Below are 17,906 nucleotides of genomic sequence, written 5' to 3'. Positions count from 1 at the left end.
AACACTATGATTATCGAACGTAATATCACCCCCTACATCGTTTTCTCTGAGGATCCGGTACTGACCGCCCTACAGAAGATTTCTGCTAACGGGCAGCGCATTATTTTTCTGGTCAACGAATCTGGTGTGCTCAAGGGCTCCCTGTCAGACGGCGACTTCCGCCGCTGGCTGATTGCCAACCCCGCGGCTTCCCTTGAAACCAGCGCCCTTGAGGTGGCCAACCAGGGCGTCAAGACAGCTCCCATCGGCTCAGAGCCGGCAGAGCTGCAGGGCGAATTCGCCAAGGGTATCAGCCTTCTTCCACTGGTGGATGAGCGCGGCCACCTGGTTGCTATTGCCATGGACGAGCAGAACGTGCTGCGCATTGGCCGCACCGAAATCACGGAGGATTCACCCTCCTTCATCATTGCCGAGATCGGTAACAACCACCAGGGCGACGTTGACCTGGCTAAGCGCCTGGTTGACCTAGCCGTTGATACCGGGGCGGACGCTGTTAAGTTCCAGCTCCGTGATATGGATGCCCTCTACCGGCAGAAGGGATCTAAGTCAGCCGGCGAAGACCTGGGGGTTCAGTACACCCTCGACCTGCTTTCCCGCTTCTCCTTTACCGTGGATCAGATGTACGAGGTCTTTGACCACGTCAAGCAGCACGATATGGATATCATGTGCACCCCCTGGGACGGTCCCTCGGTACAGGCTCTGGTTGACTACGGTATTCAGGGGCTCAAGGTTGCCTCAGCTGACCTGACGAACCACGACCTGCTGCGCGATATGGCCTCCCGTGGCCTGCCCATGCTGGTCTCCACCGGTATGAGCCGTGAAGAAGAAATCCGGGAGTCGGTCAATCTGCTGCGCTCCCTGGGTGCTTCCTACGCCTTGCTGCAATGCCAGTCCACTTACCCGGCGCCCTTCAAGGACGTCAACCTGGCCTACATGGATCGTCTAGCTGACATCGGCCAGTGCCTGGTGGGCTACTCGGGCCACGAACGCGGTTACCACGTTCCTATCGCCGCTGTTGCCCGCGGTGCCAAGATTATTGAAAAGCACTTCACCGTCGATAAAACCCTTGAAGGTAACGACCACACTGTCTCTCTGCTGCCCGAGGAATTCAAGGCTATGGTTCAGCAGATCCGCGAGGTCGAGGAGTCTATCGGTACCTCTGCTCCCCGCGAGGTCTCCACCGGTGAGCTCATGAACCGCGTGAACCTGGCTAAGTCTCTGGTTGCTACCCGTACCATAGCTAAGGGCGAGGTTGTGACCGAGGCGGACGTCGAGGTCAAGTCACCCGGCCGCGGTCTGCAGCCTAACTACCTGCCCCAGCTGCTGGGCCGCACCATGCAGCGTGAGGTTGAGGCAGGCTCCTTCTTCTTCGAGGGCGACCTGAAGGACGACCTGGTGACCCGCCGCGACTTCAAGTTTGATCGCCCCTGGGGTCTGCCCGTCCGCTACCACGACTACAAGCCCCTCATTGAGGACACCGAACCCGACTTCCTGGAATTCCACTTCTCCTACAAGGACCTAGAAGTCAACATCGACGAGGTCTTCGACCGCAAGCTCGACATGTCCTTTACCACTCACCTGCCCGACCTCTTCGCCGGCGACTTCCTGGTAGACCTGGCCTCTCGTGACCAGGAAATCTGGGAACGCTCCATTGCAGAGGTCCAGCGCACCATCGATATCACCCGCGACCTAACCCGCTACTTCACCGTAGACGATGACCCGGTCATGGTAGTCACCATGGGTGGCTTCACCAAGGACGGCCACATCGCCCCCTCCGCCCGTGCCGACAAGTACGAGCGTATCGGCGAGGCCCTGGCCAAGCTCGACACCTCGGGTGTGCGCATCGCGGCCCAGACCCTGCCTCCCTACCCCTGGCTCATGGGTGGTCAGCAGTACCACAACCTCTTCCTTGACCCTAAGGACACCGCTGACTTCTCCGACACCTATAACACCGCTCTCTGCCTGGACATCTCCCACACCATGCTGGCGGCCAACTTCCTCAAGATTCCTCTCTCCGAGGCCGTTGAGCTCCTGGCGCCCCGCTCCATCCACCTGCACCTGGTAGACGGCATTGGCGTGGACGGCGAAGGCGTTCAGGTCGGCGAAGGCGACGTGGACTGGGCAGCCCTCGGCAAGCAGCTGCGTGAGCTAACCCCTAACTCATCCTTTATCCCCGAAATCTGGCAGGGCCACGTCAACAACGGCGAAGGCTTCTTCACCGCACTCGATAGGCTCGAAAAGTGGCTGTAAATTCAACTCACCCCACTGTTCTACTGTGTATGCCGGTGCCAGACTTTGCAGGTGTGGCCCGGCACCTAGTAGATATCGCCCGTAACGGTATCCCCGGGCATAACCTGGTCTTTTTCTGTCCAGAAGGTGAGCTGTCTGAGCACCTAGTAAACATGGGTGTCGACGTGCGAACCGGTGAGTTTGGACCTGACTTTGGTTTTAAGAAGTCATTCTTGGCTCTAGACCGTATTATTGGGGAGATCCAGCCTGCGATAGTTCATACTCATCTCGCGTATGCAGATGTCGTTGCTGTTGCTGTAGTAACCGCACGTAAAGCGCGGCACCTCGTGCAAGATAAGGTTTGTGCACCGAAGCTTATTAGCACGGAGCACGGAATCGCTGTTGATGATCTTGTCTACCACGAAACTGTGCGTCAGCAGAAATTAATGGAACTAGTGCATCGTGTACGTCTATGGTTTACCGATGGCAAGATTGCTGTTTCTCGTTTTAATGCTGTACAAATGGGTAAGAAGTGGGGCGCCAAGGATGTAACTGTAATTCCTAACGGTGTCGACTTAGACATTGTTGCTCAGAAGGTCGAAGAAAAGCGAGTTTTCGGGGAGCCCGGTAGGCTACGGGTCGTGTCTATGGCTCGTCTGGCGCCGGAAAAGAAAATTGATGTGCTCATCGATGCTTTTGCCCTAGTGCTCAAAGAGCACCCGGATGCTCGCCTTGAAATCGCGGGTAAGGGCGAAAAGGAAGCTGAGCTAAAGAGACAGGTAGCAGATCTTGGTATCGAAGAGAACGTTTGGTTCTCTGGTTTTAACGACCCCTTTGAAGTGATGGGCCGCAATGATGTGCTGGTCCAGCTGTCGATTGCTGAGAACAATTCTTACACCCTGCTTGAGGCTAAAGCTGCCGGGCTACGTGTTTTAGCGACAGCTATGGGTGGTAATCCTGAGCAACTCGAAGCTGAAGAAATGGTACCGGCCCTTACCTCAAGTAACCGAGCAGAGGTTGTTGAAGCTGCTGCTATCAAGATTCTGTCTGACATGGACCGCCCCGATAATTCGGATGCTTTTACCTGGGACAGTACAGAAGATATGACGCGTAACATTGCTACCGCTTATCGGGAGGTACTGAAACGATGAGCGCTTTTTCCCAGCATGAGAGTTGGCAGGCGAATAATATATTGACGCCTGAGGAGCGGGTTAAAGCCTTTCAAAATCGGGCCAAAGAAGAACTGAAATCGGTCGCCGAGGGCACTGGGAAGATTGTCATTATTGACTTTATTCTGGGCATCCTCATGGTGTTTGTTACCATCCCTGTATTTGGCATGCCTTTTGCTGCCTTGGTTATTTTACTGGCAGTGGTTTACAAGTCAACCAAAAAAGCAAAATATGAGTTGGCTCAGTCCAATGTTTATATCGGTGTCTTTATTCTGGGGGCGCTCTTTATCATGATCTCTTCGGTCATGGGGAACGACATTGACTTTATAAATGCCCTGCAACGCATTGTTCGAATGATATCGGTAGTCTTTCTCGCTCTTTTTATTGCTGAGCGGCGAATCGACCTTAAATCCTTGATTCTTGGTCTGAGCTCTATGATGCTGGTGAACGCCGTGCTCTTCTTTGCTGGGGTTGCCCCTGCTAACTATGGTCAATATCTTACTGGTTGGCTCAGCGATAAGAATGTTGCTGGGCTCTACCACGCAATCGTACCAATCATTATGTTCGCTCTTTATACAAAGACCTGGCAACGATTGCTTATTATTGGTATTGGCTTTCCGCTTCTCTTTGCAACCGGTTCGCGCACCAGCTTGGGTGCCTTTGGTATTGCTTTGCTCTGGTACTTTTTTGCTCAAAAATTAAACCTGTTTTTTAAGCTGTTTTTGGCTGGTTTTGTGGGCTGGTTCTTTGAATGGCTTCAGAATAACTTTGCTGACTCTGCTGTATTCGGTGATCGTACAGGTACAGACTGGTTCCGCGAACAGATTGATAAGGCTTCATGGGCTAAGGTGCAGGAGACTCCCTGGTACGGTCAGGGGTTAGGTCAGGCTTATGCTTCCGTTCCAGGGCACAATAACCAGTATTTCCATAATTCTTTCTGGACCCTTTTTGTTGAGGGAGGATGGCCTTGGACTATTCTGGTATTAGCTATTACGCTGGCTGCCGCCTTGTTCTGGAAGCAACCTCGTCCTCAACGCTTAGTCGTTGGAGAGGCGGCAATTATCGTTATCGCTATTTGTAGCTGGAGACTCGGTGAGGTTTTTTTGACGGCTCCTTGGGGCCTGGCTATGGGGGTTGCGCTGAGTCTACTGGCAGTACCTATCAACTCGGCTCAACAATTTAGATATGTACAGTCTAGAAGGTAGCTAGAGGTGTATCAAACAGAAACCCTCAATATATTTTGAATCCATCGGATTTTAAACCTTCTCGCTTTAGAGAGCTAGATGGGTTGAGCGGTCTAGCGGTTTTGGCTGTTGTGGTTTCCCACTTCGGAGCGACTTATAATGATAGTTACCCTTCCGCCCCGGTGGCGCCCTACAGTTTTAGATGCGGAGAATTAGGTGTTCAGCTTTTCTTCATAATTAGCGGCTTTTTAATCTTACTGATGGCTATAGACGTAAGAAGTGCTCGTGTATTTATCACTTCACGTTTTTCACGACACTATCCCGCCTATTGGTTCAGTTTGTTGCTGGCAGGGGGGGGGATTAATTGTACTAATAGGAATTGAGAGTCGTTCTTTCATTTTTACTCAGTGTATTTAAGGATTGCCACAGAAAGAAGGTGGATAGTGGAAATTAGCGTTGTTATTCCATGCAAGAACGGCATGCCACATATTCAGAATCAAATTAAGGCGCTGGCGCGTCAGCAAGTGAACTGCAACTGGGAAGTCATCGTATCCGATAACGGATCCAACGACGGTACAATAGATTACATCCAAAGCCAGCAGAGCTCTTACAAAGTGCCACTTGTACTGATAGATGCATCCGACCAGCCTGGTGCGTCCTATGCTCGTAATAAAGGAGTCCTCGCTGCTAGTGGTAAAATTATTGCCTTTTGTGACTCCGATGATGTTGTATCAGATAACTGGTTACAAGCAGCTCAAAACTCAATGCAACGTGTCGAAGTCGCAGGCAGTCCGCTCTATGCGCTTCACCCCTCGGGGTCGCAAAAAATGCCCTTGGGCCGAAGCTCTATCTTCAAAGGAATCCGAGGGGACTATTCCCTGCTAAGTTGCAACCTGATTATCCAAAAGGATACTTTCTTTAGGGTAGATGGTTTTGATTGGGGGCTGCCTCCTTATGGTGGTGAAGATACAGAAATCACTCTCAGACTGAACAAAATAGGCGCTAGTTTTGAAGAAAATCCAGACCTAAAAATTTACTTTCGCGAGACAGCTGGTGTAATAAGAAAAATTAAAAAAGTCCTTGACGCAAATATGGCAGAAATACAAATATGGAAGCGACATTCTGAGCGTTTCAATGCTTACGCCCATAAATTTTGGCCACTAATAGCTATAAAAGACTCGCTTCTCTCGATGTCTGATTTATTAAAAAGAAGAAAATTTAGTTTTGCGTTGCGTTACTTCCGCAAGTCATTTACTATTATTTACTTTGTGGTAAGTAAAATTGATATTAATAACCCCGCAAAATTCCTTTCGGATGTGAAGTAGTGCGTTAATGAAAAAAATTATTTATGATGCGCGTTGGGTGGGTCAGTATGGAATTGCACGATACGCCCACGAGACAACCTCTCGACTAAATGAACTTAAATTTAAAAGCCTAAATTCAAGGCAGAGCCCATTGTCACCTGTAGGCCTACTGGCTTGGCAGGCAAAAGTTTCTTGCAATCTACTTTTTGATCCCTCGAGTATTTACTACTCGCCGTCTTTTACGCCGGTATATGGTTTTAATAATCGCCAGGTTATTACGGTGCATGACCTTATTCACTTGGATATTGCTGCTGAGAGGAGTTCTGTAAAGGAACAGTACTACGAGAATATTGTTAAGCCAGTTGTCATTAATTCGCCGGCTGTTATTACGGTTTCTGAGTACTCTAAAAAGAAGGTGGTGGAATGGTCAGGCGTAGCTGAGGAAAAAATTTTCGTTACAGGAAATGCTGCAAGTTCAGAGTTTACTACTGAGGGGTCAACACGGAATCTTCCGTATGAATATATTTTATATGTCGGGAATACAAAACCCCACAAAAATATTGATATGCTTTATCGTCTGCTGACTGATGTGTCACAAGAGCTGCACCTTGTTATCATTGGTCAACAAACGAATGAACTTGCGGAGCTTGCTCATCAGCTAGGCGTGAGTAACCGGGTGCATTCTCTGACGCAGCTGGCTGAAGCTGAGCTTGCTCAGTACTATCGGGGGGCACGTCTCTTCATCATGCCTTCGGTGTATGAAGGATTTGGCATCCCAGTGCTTGAAGCAATGGCTTGTGGCACTCCCGTCCTTACCTCTAATACAACCAGTTTGCCTGAAGTTGCTGGTGCAGCTGCTCTCTACTTTAATCCCTACAACTATGATGAACTGGTTGAAAAAACGCGCTATCTCCTTGGTAGCTCCTCTATACTTCACGATATGACTACGAAAGGTCTCCAACAAGCTAAACAGTTCTCGTGGGAGAAGAACGCTGAAATTATACGAGAGGTTTTAACTAGTCTCTAATGAATAGTCCTTTAAAATCCCGGCGGAATGGCTATTTTGATGCTATTTGAGGTATAGCCATTGTTTTCATTGTCATAGGACACGCAACGGCTGGATAGGTGTCTCTGGTCTAATATCTACTACCCAGTACCCTTTTTATCCGCTCTTAACAGTGCTCTATACCTAGTGCACCTACCTCTGCTAGCTCTGCTCATGGGAGCTGGCATACCCCTAGCCGTGAGTACCCATCACACTGGTCACTATCTTAGGGTGGGGTATTAACGGGACTTATATTGGGCAACAGGACAACACCCTCTATATCTTTCTGATTTTCGGCGCTATTATTGGCCCTTGGGCTTTGCAAAATGTTCCAGAAAGACTGTCAAACCGGAATATCCTACCTTCTCTAGTGATAACCCTGGTTGGTTTCTTTGTCTGCTACTGAACTGGCACCTCACAAAGCCCACCAGCGGTGACCCTACCCGCACAGTGAACAATATCGCTCTAGGTATCACCGGTAGCATCTTTGATTCCGCCATGGTGTTAGCTGCTCTGGCTATTATCTATAAGAAAGGCATAGCCCTCAGCTGGGCAGAGTATCTCGGTCAAAAATCACTGCAAATTTACCTTGCCCACCTACTTTTTACCCCCAAGAACCGCGTGATTCTTGTTAAAATTGGTCTAGAGAACCCATTCCTCGTCCTCATTGCAGCAACAGTAGCCGGCGTAGTATTTTCATTAATCATGGACAAGATATGCTCAAAGATTGCTCCCTGGCTCTTTACCCTGCCTGCAATGAATAGAATTGCACCCAAAATTAAACCCCGTCATATTAAGGACGCCTAGATTATGTATAAAGCAGCGGTTATTATTCCCACTCGCGGGGGCGCCTCAAAACTGCACTACCCCCTGGATGCCCTCGAACAGCAAACCGAAAAAGACTTCCAGGTCATCGTGGTGATAGATGGAGACATCGACAATACAGAAGCTGTGGTGGAGACTTATCGGGAGCGTGGCATCCTCAATATTGAAGCAATCATTTTCCCTGAAAATCGCGGCAGGAGTAAAGCTCTCAACGCAGGTCACCGCGCCGCCGATGCCCACGTCCTAATCCGCTGTGACGATGACCTTGAACCTAAGGCAGATTTCATCGAACAACACGTGCGCTACCACAGCGGTGACGCTGAAGTAGGGGTAGTAGGTCTCGTCCATAATCTATACCCCGATACTCCCTATGCCCGTGCCTATGGTAACTATAGAGATAAGAAGTTCCGTGAAGACGCATATTCAACTCCTGCAGAGAAATACTGGCACTTCTGGAACGCTAATGCGTCCATGACAGCGAAAATGTTTGAAGAGATTGGTGGATACGACGAACGTTATCGTCTTTACGGGTGGGAAGACGTGGATATGGGGTATGAAATGCATCTGGCTGGAGCAGAAATTATCCTTGCTCCCGAGCTAGAAAGTAAACATCATATCGCAGCAACCACAACAGCCGGACGTGCAACCCGCGCATTACATTCAGGTGCTGCACGGGATATTTTTGTGAAGAAACATGGCGAAGACGTCTTGGGAAATCCTAACCCTGCTGGTCTCTGGGGACTGGCCACAAAACTACTTGCCAGCGTTTTAACAGAAGGACGAATTAGTCTAATAGGTAATACTGTCGACCGAGTTGCTGACCACCTACCTTGTGCTATCGCTGAGAAGCTTATCGCTCTTACCGTAGAAGCAGCAAGCTACGCTGGTATCACCTCACCTGAAAAAGCCAAAAAAGTTTTCTAGCCTCAAATAACGCTAGAAAACTAACAATACCTTAGAGACACAGGTCAAATGTCCCAGTCATCCTCCGAAATAAACCACAGTGCTGCCGCCCCCATCGCTATCGCGCATGATTACCTCACCCAGCGTGGGGGAGCTGAACGCGTCGTCCTTGCCATGCATAAGGCCTTCCCTGAGGCACCTATCTACACCACCCTCTACAACCCCGAAACTACCTACCCGGAGTTTAGAGACTGTACGATTATCACCTCACCGCTCAACAAAATACCCCTCTTCAGAAAAGACCACAGGTTAGCGCTTCCGCTGCTGCCTATCTTCTCAAGTCTGCTAAGAGTCAAAGCTGATAAAGCACTGGTATCCACAACTGGTTGGGCACACGGGTTCAGCCTGCCCCAGAAAAGCTTCATTTACTGTCATTCACCGGCACGCTGGGTCTACCTGACCGACCAATACCTTGGAGCAACCCCTAACCCAGTTATCAGCACCGTCTTTAAAATAATGCGCCCGATGCTACGTCTGTGGGACCAACGTGCAGCAGCTCGTCAAGAACAGTACGTTGCTAATTCAACCACCATTAAACAACGTATTTTCGATGTCTACGGGAAAGACGTTAATATTCTGTTCCCTCCCCACAGCGTCTCAGCTAGTACTTCTCAGGAACCCATTGAGGGGCTTGAAGATTTCATGAGCGACGGTTTCTTTATGATTGTTTCGCGCTTATTGCCCTATAAGAACGTACAGCACGCTATTGAAGCTTTTTCTGACCTTGACCAGAAACTTCTGGTTGTGGGGTCAGGGCCGATGGAAGATGAGCTGCAGGCTATGAGTACCCCTAACGTCCGTTTTGTCTCTAACATCTCTGATAGCCAGATGCGGTATGCCTATGCTCATTCTAAGGCTGTACTCGCTATCTCGCATGAGGATTTTGGGCTTACTCCTTTGGAAGCCGGCTCCTTTGGTAAACCTGTTATTGCTCTACGGGCTGGTGGCTTTCTTGATACCATCAGCGAGGGAGTCAATGGAACTTTCATTGATACCCCGAGCCCGGAGGCTATCCACGCTGCGGTGGCAACCTTCGATGAACATCAGTTTAATGCTCAATCAATTCAGAGCCATGTAGAAAAATTTAGCGAGGAACGCTTCATTGATGCTCTGCGTCGGGCGATGCAGTAACAGAATAGACTAATAAAAGACGGGGGGGCTGGTGCTGCTAAGTACCGGAGCCCCCGTTTTTGATTGGTTTTAGACTAGTCAGTTGCACCGGTTTTGGGCGTTGGCTCAGCAACTTCGTCGAGGACGACGAGCCCCTGCTGTTGCATTGCTTCTAAGAAATCATTAATCCCGGGTGAGACTAACTCCTGCTCGACGCCGTAGATATCTGATACGTCGATCAAGAGTTCTTCGAGAGAGTAAGGCTTTTCTAGAAGCTCCCAGATGAGAACGCTAGAGCCTTCAAGTACCGATAGCTCAGAGGTCATCAGATTAGCTACATAGAAGATAGTCTGCGCTTCATCAGAGACCGAAGATTTAGTAGCCGTTGCTGAGACCGGGCTTCGGCGGAAAACAGAGGGCATCGGGTTATTTCTTCTTTCCAAAGGTGAACCGGCTAAAGAATTTACGCCGGACTTCCTGGCGGCTAGGTGTATGACCGAGTTCCATCGCCAGATGGTCACGGTTAACGGTGAAAATTTTGTATAGAACCCTTATTTTCGCTTTTATGCCGCGGGCTAGTTTAAGGCGTCCTCTCCACTGAATATAGTCCGGGGTCGTATCTGAAACAGACTTCCACAGAAGGTACTCAGGGTCACCCTTATAAGCTTCTAAATCTTTAAAAGCCGCAGCGAATGCGATACCCGCATCGAGTTCCTGAACCCGCTCTTTGATAGCTGACCAGTCTTCATCGGTAAGTTGAGACTGGATGAACTCAACATCCGGGTGCACCGCAGCCTCAGAACGTCCAGCATGAATGAGAACGATAATTTGGCTATCAAGAACACTGGGGAGGTCGCAAGGGTAGGATGCAATGTTTTTCTTTCGTCTGCTCTTCCACAGCTGCTCGAAAGCTACAGCTGAATCTTTACCGAGACCAGGAAAAAACCTATGGATATCAGCCAGACCCCATTGAGGGTGATAAATCGTCATCGCATGTTCAAAGATAGATCCCGTCTCAAAATGTGTTAAGATTTCCCAGCCTTGGGCAAGGAGCACCTCTACGAAACGGTCTACATGGGCAGGGCGGATGAGCACATCAATATCACTGCTCTGGCGATGAGCGCGATAGGTATCTGTGCCAAAAGCGTACCCCTTGACATGTAGAAGGTCAATAGCGTTGCTTTCAGCCTGATATTGGAAATAAGCGTGAGAAAGCATGAGCCGGAACCTGAGTGGAACATTATTTTCTTCTACCTGGGTACTATCCATGCTATCCTCCCGATTCTTGTGAATGTATTTATCATCTTGTTTTAACAGTTTATGCCAGTGCCCCTAGGGGCACTGGCATAAAAGGGTTATTAAGCTGTTATCACAGCTTATGACTTCTTAGAACGCTTGCTGCCACGACCGGCTTTCTTAGCTTTCTCATCGTCCTGACCGTAGTAGGAGGAGTAACCGCCGTTTGAGCTGTAGGCAAAGCCGTAGTAGGAGTTACCCAGACCAGTGCGAGGTGCACGGTTGATGACTACACCCAATAGATTGGCGCTTACCTTGCGTAGATTAGCAGCAGCTTCAGCGAGGTTTTCCTTGCGGGTTTTTCCTACGGTACCTACGAGAACAACACCGTCAACGGCAGTAGATAGCAGAGCAGCGTCAGTGACTGGAAGCACCGGGGGGACGTCTACGATAACAGTAAACTCGCCGGAAAGCTCTGAAATAAGTTGACGCATTTTGTCAGACCCAAGAAGCTCTGAGGGGTTTGGGGGGATTCGGCCGGCGGGCAGGATGAAGAGTTGGGTATCTTCGAACTGCCGCACAGCGTCGGCAAGCTCAACCTGACCTGCGAGTACCTGAGTCAGACCAATCTTAGAATCAATCTTAAACTTTTTAGCAATAGTGGGTCGGCGGAGGTCCGCGTCGATAATGATGACCGGCTCACCAGCATCCGCCAGTGCCCGCGCAATAGAAGTTGAAACTGTTGATTTGCCTTCACCAGGCTCAGCCGAAGTAACAATAAGCGACTTAGGCGGGTTATCAACGTTGACGAAGCGTAGATTGGTACGCATCTGACGGATTGATTCTTGTGCAACGTGGTCGCTGTTAGCACGAAGGATATTTTCTTCGGTGAGTTCGTCAGAGACAGGAAGGACGCCAAGCACTCCAGCTTCTGTTGCTTTAGTAGCATCGTCACGGGTACGTAACTTAGTATCGACAGTGCGACGAAGCAAGATTGTTGCAAGTACGAGACCGAGACCAACACCAGCACCAATTAGAACTAGCTTCTGCACATCAGGGCTGATGGGAGTGTTGTTCAGGGTTGCATCTTCCAGCGGAATAACTCGTACGGAGCTTGAGCCCTCAAGATCATTGACTACCTTAGCTACGGCTTCTAGAGATGAGTTTGCGAGAGCTTGTGCTTGCTCAGGCGTCGAACCATGTGCGGAAACATTGATGAGTGCAGAATTAGCATCAACTGTGGCTGAGAGGTTACCCTGTACCTGCCCGCGGCTCATGTTGAGTTCTGGGTTTGCTGCGATAATTTCATCGGCTACTGCTGCCGAATTCACTAGAGCTAGATAAGCCGCGGCCTTCTCTTTGGCAGCAGCTGAGCCAGAGATAACGTCACCGATTCCTGCGCCGTCACCAACAGTTACATAGCCCGTAGAGCTAGAAGCATAGACGCGAGGCTGCATGAGGGAATAGCCAAAGCCCAAGAGTGCACCAACGACCAAGCCAATTATTAGTAGCTTGAGGTTGGCGCGGAGCATGCGTAAGAAGTCAAGGATAGTCATATAAGCCCTAAAAGGTTAAAAGTGAAAACCAGACTGTTCCTGAGACAACAGTCGGAATGATTCTACCAGCGGTAGAGAATGAAGAAGTCGTGTTGTCGACGCTTGTCTAAGCGCACTTGAAGTTGGCCCTACTTAAGTAGACCGAGCAGGTAGGCTCCGTAACCACTTTTGACGAGAGGCCGCGCTAGTTCTTCGAGACGGTTATCATCAATCCAGCCCATACGCCAGCCAATTTCTTCAGGAGAGCCGATCGAGAGCCCCTGACGCGCCTGTACCGTACGAATAAAGTTCGTGGCATCTGCCAACGAATCGAAAGTGCCAGTATCTAGCCATGCTGTTCCACGGGGAAGGACTTCGACCTGGAGTTTCCCCTGCTCGAGGTAGACACGGTTAAGATCAGTGATCTCAAGCTCGCCACGGGGGGAAGGTTTGATAGCCTTCGCATATTCGACTACATCGTTATCGTAAAAGTACAGGCCGGGAATCGCGTAATCGCTCTTGGGGCGTGCCGGTTTTTCCTCGATGGAGATAGCCTTAAAGCTTTGGTCGAACTCCACAACACCGTAGGCAGCAGGATCTGCAACTCGGTAACCAAAGACAGCAGCTCCGTCTACGTGGTTATATTTACGGAGCTGGTTGCCGAGGCCCGGGCCATAGAAAATATTATCGCCCAAAACAAGAGCCGCTGGATCATCTCCGATGTGTTCTTCACCCAGGATAAAAGCCTGTGCGAGGCCGTCGGGGGAGGGCTGAACTTTGTAAGTAAAGTTAACGCCAAACTGAGAGCCATCGCCAAGAAGCCGCTGGAACTGGTCCTGGTCCTGAGGCGTGGTGATAATCAGAATATCTTGGATACCTGCCAACATCAGGGTTGAAATGGGGTAGTAAATCATCGGTTTGTCGTAAACCGGAGTGAGCTGCTTACTGATGCCGAGTGTGATGGGGTGGAGGCGTGAGCCAGTACCACCTGCTAGTAGAATTCCCTTCATACCCCCATTCTGGCATGAACACCACATTTTTAGGTGCTATCGGAAACCCAAAATAAGGTGATTTGCCACTACTGTTAAACCTATGGGAAATATTCTTGTTACCGGCGGCGCCGGCTTCATCGGTTCTAACTTCGTTCACTACCTGGTAGATAACACTGACCATAAGGTCGTGGTGCTCGATAAGATGACCTACGCTGCCAATGAAATGTCACTCGCAGGGCTACCGTCTGACCGCTTTGAGCTGGTTAAGGGGGATATCGCCGATATGGACGTCGTTGACCCCCTGGTCGCGCAGGCAGACGCTGTCGTCCACTATGCAGCTGAGTCACACAACGATAACTCGCTCAACGACCCCAGCCCCTTCATCCACACTAACCTCATCGGTACTTTCACCCTGCTTGAGGCTGTGCGTAAGCATAAGGCCCGGTACCACCACATCTCAACAGATGAGGTGTTTGGTGACCTTGAGCTAGACGATCCTGCTAAGTTCACCGAAACTACCCCCTACAACCCCTCCTCACCTTATTCTTCAACCAAGGCCGGCTCAGACCTTCTGGTCCGTGCTTGGGTCCGTTCCTTCGGCATTGAAGCAACGATTTCTAACTGCTCTAATAACTATGGGCCCTACCAGCACATTGAAAAGTTCATTCCCCGCCAGATCACCAATATCCTGGCTGGCATTAAGCCCAAGCTCTATGGCGAAGGTCTGAATGTGCGCGACTGGATTCATGCCTCTGACCATTCTTCAGCGGTGCACACCATCCTCGAAAAGGGCAAGGTCGGTGAGACCTACCTGATTGGCGCTAACGGGGAAGAAAATAACATCACCGTTCTGCGCACCATCCTGCGCCTTATGGGCCAGCCCGAGGACGCCTTTGAGCACGTCGTAGACCGGCCCGGTCACGACCTACGCTACGCTATTGATGGCACCCGTCTGCGTGAAGAGCTGGGCTGGGAACCCCAGTTCACCAACTTCGAGGCAGGTCTGGCAGATACCATCGCCTGGTACACCGATAACCGCGTCTGGTGGGAGCCCCTCAAGGCAGAGGTTGAAGCCAAATATGCAAAGGCAGGCCAGTAATGCCCAAAGAATTGGCCGTTCACGCAACGGATATCCCCGGTCTACTTGTTATTGACATTCCCCAGCACGGTGATAACCGCGGCTGGTTCAAGGAAAACTGGCAGCGCGAGAAAATGGTTGCTGCGGGTCTGCCAGACTTCGGCCCTGTACAGAACAACATTTCTTTCAATGCAACCGCAGGTACGACCCGAGGCATCCACGCTGAACCCTGGGACAAGTACGTCTCGGTAGCCACCGGCCGTATCTTCGGAGCCTGGGTTGACCTGCGTGCCGGTGAATCTTTCGGCAAGACCGTCACTGTAGAGCTTGGCCCCGACACCGCTGTTTTTGTTCCCCGCGGAGTAGGCAACTCATTCCAGACTCTGGAAGACAACACCGCCTACACCTACCTGGTAAATGACCACTGGTCAGCGGATGCCCAGGGGGAGTACTCCTTCCTGAACCTTGCAGACGAGACCGTGGCAATTGACTGGCCGATTTCTCTGGACCAGGCAGAGCTTTCTGAGAAGGATAAGAATCACCCCCGTCTTTCTGAGGTAGAGCCTCTTGCTCCTGCCCCCCTGCTGGTGGTTGGCGCTAACGGGCAGCTGGGCCGCGAACTGGTCAAGCAGCTTGAAGCAGCCGGTACCCCCTACATTGCTGCAACTCGTGCGGAACTTAACCTGGCGCGTCCTGATAGCTGGGTATCTGCCTACCGTTGGCGTTCCCTGCGCGGCATTATCAACGCGGCAGCCTACACCGCGGTTGACCAGGCTGAGACGCCCGAAGGGCGTGCGGACGCCTGGGCCGCCAACGCGAGTGGTGTTGCGGCTTTGGCCAGGGTGGCGGACGAAGCAGGAATTCCGCTGGTCCACGTGTCGACTGATTACGTTTTTGACGGTTCCCTACCGTTGGGGGATGAATATACCGAGGACGCCCCGTTGGCACCTCTCGGTGTGTACGGCCAGTCAAAGGCAGCTGGCGAGATGGCTGTTCGATCGGTACGCCGTCACTACATTGTGCGAACCTCTTGGGTCATGGGCGACGGCAAGAATTTCATTGAAATTATGAGGTCGCTGGCTGAGCGCGGATTAAATCCCACCGTGGTGAATGACCAGTACGGCCGCCCTACCTTTACAGAGGATCTTGCTGGAGCAATTCTGCACCTGGTGGAGAACAGCTGTGAGTTTGGTACGTACCATGTCTCAAACTCCGGTGAAGTTGTCACCTGGGCTGATATTGCCAAGATGGTCTTTGAAACTATGGGTCACTCTGCAAACCGGGTTACTCCTGTGACTACAGCTGAGTACTTTGCGAAAACCGATGTTTTCTCCCCTCGCCCAGGTAACTCAACTATGGATATTTCGAAAATTATTGATTCTGGTTATAGACCGCGTAATTACAGTGCGTTGCTAAAAGAATATCTACTTAGTGAGTAAAATGAAAAAAAAATATAAGGTTACTATCGTCTCTGGTGGGGATGAAATTCGTCAGAGGTCATATATTAATCATAAAATATTTGCTTTAGAACATGGCTTTGACTATCGCTTAGAAATCGGTCTAGCTGAGGGGGTCAAGACAAAATTTGATTATAAACTAAATTCTATTTTGCATGTTCTGCCGTTAACTGAATGGGTTTTATGGGTAGATGACGATATGTATTTTACTGACTTCTCATCGCAATCAGTTGAGAAACTTATTGACAGAATGAATAAGTCAGATGCATATTTTGCTGTTGCAGAAGGAATTCTAGAGCCTAATGGTTTTTGGTCAAAGATAAATTCTGGATCTATGCTCATTCGAAACTGTGAAGAAGCAAAAACTCTTCTTGAAGATGCTCGAAATCTTTCACTTTCTAAGGTTAGAGATGAATGGTCTGATGACGAAGACGGCCTCTTTACCGGAGGTGATCAGGATCAGCTGTGGTACTTGATAAAAAATAGAAACCTTGAAATAACCGGTAAAGTTATTATTGTTGATCATTCTTCACTGAACTCCCGTGGTCATTACTACTCTCAAAGCCTTACAGATAACTTTTCTATGCATTTTTGTGGTTACCCTGATAAAGCTCTCGGTGCAGCACAGTTTGCGCGGAGGTTTGGGGTAGGCCAGGAAATTGTTCCTGTGTACTTACTTGATAAATATGGAGTTACAGTTAGAAGCCCTATGGGGAACCTAGAGTATTTCATAAGACTTCGCAAGCAGAGAACAGTATCAGGCGTAAAAGCTAGACTGAGACCGCTTAAGAAAAAATATTTTAATAAAATGGTAGGAAATTAATTATGCAAGGAAAATTTTCTGTTATTATTCCAACATTGCAACGCTCTCAATATTTATATAAATTCGTTGACCTCTGTGAAAAGCACCAACTAGTTGGTGAAGTTATTATAGTAAACAATTCTGATAAGCCAATTGTTCTATCAGGAAAAAAAGTTAAGGTTTTAGATCAAGGTAAAAATATTTTTGTGAACCCTGCCTGGAATCGTGGTGCGAAAGAAGCGAGATATGAGTACCTTGCTATTGTGAATGACGATTTACTATGCGACCCAGCAGCTTTTGATATCTCAGCAAAAATATTAGAAAAGAATGTTTTTGGTATTGTAGGTCCTGATAAATCTTGTTTTGATAACCCCGCGCTGAGACCTCGTGTACGACTAGCCCGTATTAGACCTACGGTGGATGGTTTTGGCACTTTTATGTGTTTGCGTAGAAGTAATTATATTGAAATTCCGGACTCTTTAAAGATCTGGGGTGGGGACGATATTCTTATTCAGTTTCAGAATAGACCTCCAGGAGTTTTGATAGGAGTTCCATTCGAGACCGAAATGAGTACCACCTCAGGAGACCCATCATTCCAAGGGATGCGTCAGAAAGAACATGAGAGAACTATTCAGATTCTGGATGAATCATTTGGTAGTAAATGGTGGCATAAACCATTCAACTTCTATAACTCTCGAGTCCGACCTTGGCAAGATAAATTAAAACTAGTAATTATGAAAACATCAAAATAAAAATAAAAAATATATTTTATTTATAACTCTTGAAAATTAAATTAACACTAATTTTTAATCCCTAGTGAACTTATTACATATAGACATTTTGATAGGGATAAAAATAGACATATCCAGAAGATTTTTATGCCTGTGAAAATCTCCATTCATACCTAAAATTTATTTTAGAGCTTATAAGGGGGTTGGATGTGGGATTACTTCTGTAATCCTATTTTGGAAATAATA

17 protein-coding genes are annotated in these 17,906 nt (G+C 49.0%); 13 read left to right on the top strand and 4 right to left on the bottom strand.

The window, feature by feature from the left end; all coding sequences use genetic code 11:
• Positions 1–6 precede the first annotated feature (6 nt).
• The 9 genes from ACEE43_RS05965 (at position 7) to ACEE43_RS05925 (ending at position 9,850) form a co-directional block, all read left to right on the top strand.
• The gene (locus tag ACEE43_RS05965; RefSeq protein WP_449108273.1) at positions 7–2,250 is read left to right on the top strand and encodes an N-acetylneuraminate synthase family protein; all 2,244 of its coding nucleotides are present in this window, start codon (positions 7–9) and stop codon (positions 2,248–2,250) included.
• A complete protein-coding gene (locus ACEE43_RS05960; protein ID WP_449108274.1) occupies positions 2,241–3,380 on the top strand; it encodes a glycosyltransferase in 1,140 nt (379 codons plus the stop codon). Before ACEE43_RS05965 ends, ACEE43_RS05960 begins: the two co-directional genes overlap by 10 nt.
• Positions 3,377–4,603, top strand: coding sequence for an O-antigen ligase family protein (locus tag ACEE43_RS05955; protein WP_449108275.1), 1,227 nt, complete (start codon positions 3,377–3,379; stop codon positions 4,601–4,603). Before ACEE43_RS05960 ends, ACEE43_RS05955 begins: the two co-directional genes overlap by 4 nt.
• A gap of 35 nt (positions 4,604–4,638) precedes the next feature.
• Positions 4,639–4,965: an acyltransferase family protein gene (locus ACEE43_RS05950; protein ID WP_449122305.1), complete on the top strand. Its 327-nt coding sequence runs from the start codon at positions 4,639–4,641 to the stop codon at positions 4,963–4,965.
• 60 nt (positions 4,966–5,025) lie between these two features.
• Positions 5,026–5,907: a glycosyltransferase family 2 protein gene (locus ACEE43_RS05945; protein WP_449108277.1), complete on the top strand. Its 882-nt coding sequence runs from the start codon at positions 5,026–5,028 to the stop codon at positions 5,905–5,907.
• Between the two features lie 7 nt (positions 5,908–5,914).
• Positions 5,915–6,913 (top strand): glycosyltransferase family 4 protein, encoded by a 999-nt coding sequence (locus ACEE43_RS05940; RefSeq protein WP_449108278.1) that lies wholly within the window; start codon positions 5,915–5,917, stop codon positions 6,911–6,913.
• A 330-nt stretch (positions 6,914–7,243) separates the two neighbouring features.
• Positions 7,244–7,738 (top strand): hypothetical protein, encoded by a 495-nt coding sequence (locus tag ACEE43_RS05935; RefSeq protein ID WP_449108279.1) that lies wholly within the window; start codon positions 7,244–7,246, stop codon positions 7,736–7,738.
• 3 nt (positions 7,739–7,741) lie between these two features.
• The gene (locus ACEE43_RS05930) at positions 7,742–8,680 is read left to right on the top strand and encodes a glycosyltransferase family 2 protein (protein WP_449108280.1); all 939 of its coding nucleotides are present in this window, start codon (positions 7,742–7,744) and stop codon (positions 8,678–8,680) included.
• A 48-nt stretch (positions 8,681–8,728) separates the two neighbouring features.
• Positions 8,729–9,850 carry a glycosyltransferase gene (locus tag ACEE43_RS05925; protein WP_449108281.1) on the top strand — a complete coding sequence of 374 codons (1,122 nt, stop codon included), beginning with the start codon at positions 8,729–8,731 and terminating at the stop codon, positions 9,848–9,850.
• Positions 9,851–9,924: 74 nt separating this feature from the next.
• Here the strand turns inward: ACEE43_RS05925 and ACEE43_RS05920 are convergent, their stop codons facing one another.
• The 4 genes from ACEE43_RS05920 to rfbA form a co-directional block, all read right to left on the bottom strand.
• Entirely contained in the window at positions 9,925–10,251 is a 327-nt protein-coding gene (locus ACEE43_RS05920) for a PqqD family protein (protein WP_449108282.1), read from the bottom strand.
• A 4-nt stretch (positions 10,252–10,255) separates the two neighbouring features.
• Positions 10,256–11,098, bottom strand: a complete 843-nt coding sequence (locus tag ACEE43_RS05915) for a nucleotidyltransferase family protein (protein ID WP_449108283.1) — start codon at positions 11,096–11,098, stop codon at positions 10,256–10,258.
• A 107-nt stretch (positions 11,099–11,205) separates the two neighbouring features.
• Complete coding sequence (locus ACEE43_RS05910) at positions 11,206–12,561, bottom strand: polysaccharide biosynthesis tyrosine autokinase (protein WP_449108284.1); 1,356 nt, start codon at positions 12,559–12,561, stop codon at positions 11,206–11,208.
• Positions 12,562–12,749: 188 nt separating this feature from the next.
• Positions 12,750–13,610: a glucose-1-phosphate thymidylyltransferase RfbA gene (gene rfbA, locus ACEE43_RS05905; RefSeq protein WP_449108285.1), complete on the bottom strand. Its 861-nt coding sequence runs from the start codon at positions 13,608–13,610 to the stop codon at positions 12,750–12,752.
• Between the two features lie 82 nt (positions 13,611–13,692).
• Between rfbA and rfbB the strand changes: the two genes are divergently transcribed.
• The 4 genes from rfbB to ACEE43_RS05885 are packed head-to-tail and all read left to right on the top strand — an operon-like array spanning position 13,693 to position 17,681.
• Positions 13,693–14,691: a dTDP-glucose 4,6-dehydratase gene (gene rfbB, locus ACEE43_RS05900; RefSeq protein WP_449108286.1), complete on the top strand. Its 999-nt coding sequence runs from the start codon at positions 13,693–13,695 to the stop codon at positions 14,689–14,691.
• Positions 14,691–16,109 carry a dTDP-4-dehydrorhamnose reductase gene (gene rfbD, locus ACEE43_RS05895; protein ID WP_449108287.1) on the top strand — a complete coding sequence of 473 codons (1,419 nt, stop codon included), beginning with the start codon at positions 14,691–14,693 and terminating at the stop codon, positions 16,107–16,109. The genes rfbB and rfbD overlap by 1 nt, the downstream gene beginning before the upstream one ends.
• Positions 16,102–16,950 (top strand): hypothetical protein, encoded by an 849-nt coding sequence (locus ACEE43_RS05890; protein WP_449108288.1) that lies wholly within the window; start codon positions 16,102–16,104, stop codon positions 16,948–16,950. The genes rfbD and ACEE43_RS05890 overlap by 8 nt, the downstream gene beginning before the upstream one ends.
• Before the next feature lie 2 nt (positions 16,951–16,952).
• Positions 16,953–17,681 (top strand): glycosyltransferase family 2 protein, encoded by a 729-nt coding sequence (locus tag ACEE43_RS05885; protein WP_449108289.1) that lies wholly within the window; start codon positions 16,953–16,955, stop codon positions 17,679–17,681.
• Positions 17,682–17,906 lie beyond the last annotated feature (225 nt).

The sequence above is a fragment of the Rothia sp. 11254D007BW genome (genome assembly GCF_053548195.1).
Note: the sequence above shows the minus strand (reverse complement) of the source record. Positions and strands in the feature narration are given on the sequence as shown.

Bases quoted from the DNA above. Each gene is read 5' to 3' on its own strand.
- ACEE43_RS05940 (WP_449108278.1), top strand. From the start codon at position 5,915: ATGAAAAAAATTATTTATGATGCGCGTTGGGTGGGTCAGTATGGAATT.
- rfbD (WP_449108287.1), top strand. From the start codon at position 14,691: ATGCCCAAAGAATTGGCCGTTCACGCAACGGATATCCCCGGTCTACTT.
- ACEE43_RS05885 (WP_449108289.1), top strand. From the start codon at position 16,953: ATGCAAGGAAAATTTTCTGTTATTATTCCAACATTGCAACGCTCTCAA.
- rfbA (WP_449108285.1), bottom strand. From the start codon at position 13,610: ATGAAGGGAATTCTACTAGCAGGTGGTACTGGCTCACGCCTCCACCCC.
- ACEE43_RS05915 (WP_449108283.1), bottom strand. From the start codon at position 11,098: ATGGATAGTACCCAGGTAGAAGAAAATAATGTTCCACTCAGGTTCCGG.
- ACEE43_RS05920 (WP_449108282.1), bottom strand. From the start codon at position 10,251: ATGCCCTCTGTTTTCCGCCGAAGCCCGGTCTCAGCAACGGCTACTAAA.
- ACEE43_RS05965 (WP_449108273.1), top strand. From the start codon at position 7: ATGATTATCGAACGTAATATCACCCCCTACATCGTTTTCTCTGAGGAT.
- ACEE43_RS05955 (WP_449108275.1), top strand. From the start codon at position 3,377: ATGAGCGCTTTTTCCCAGCATGAGAGTTGGCAGGCGAATAATATATTG.
- ACEE43_RS05925 (WP_449108281.1), top strand. From the start codon at position 8,729: ATGTCCCAGTCATCCTCCGAAATAAACCACAGTGCTGCCGCCCCCATC.
- ACEE43_RS05930 (WP_449108280.1), top strand. From the start codon at position 7,742: ATGTATAAAGCAGCGGTTATTATTCCCACTCGCGGGGGCGCCTCAAAA.
- rfbB (WP_449108286.1), top strand. From the start codon at position 13,693: ATGGGAAATATTCTTGTTACCGGCGGCGCCGGCTTCATCGGTTCTAAC.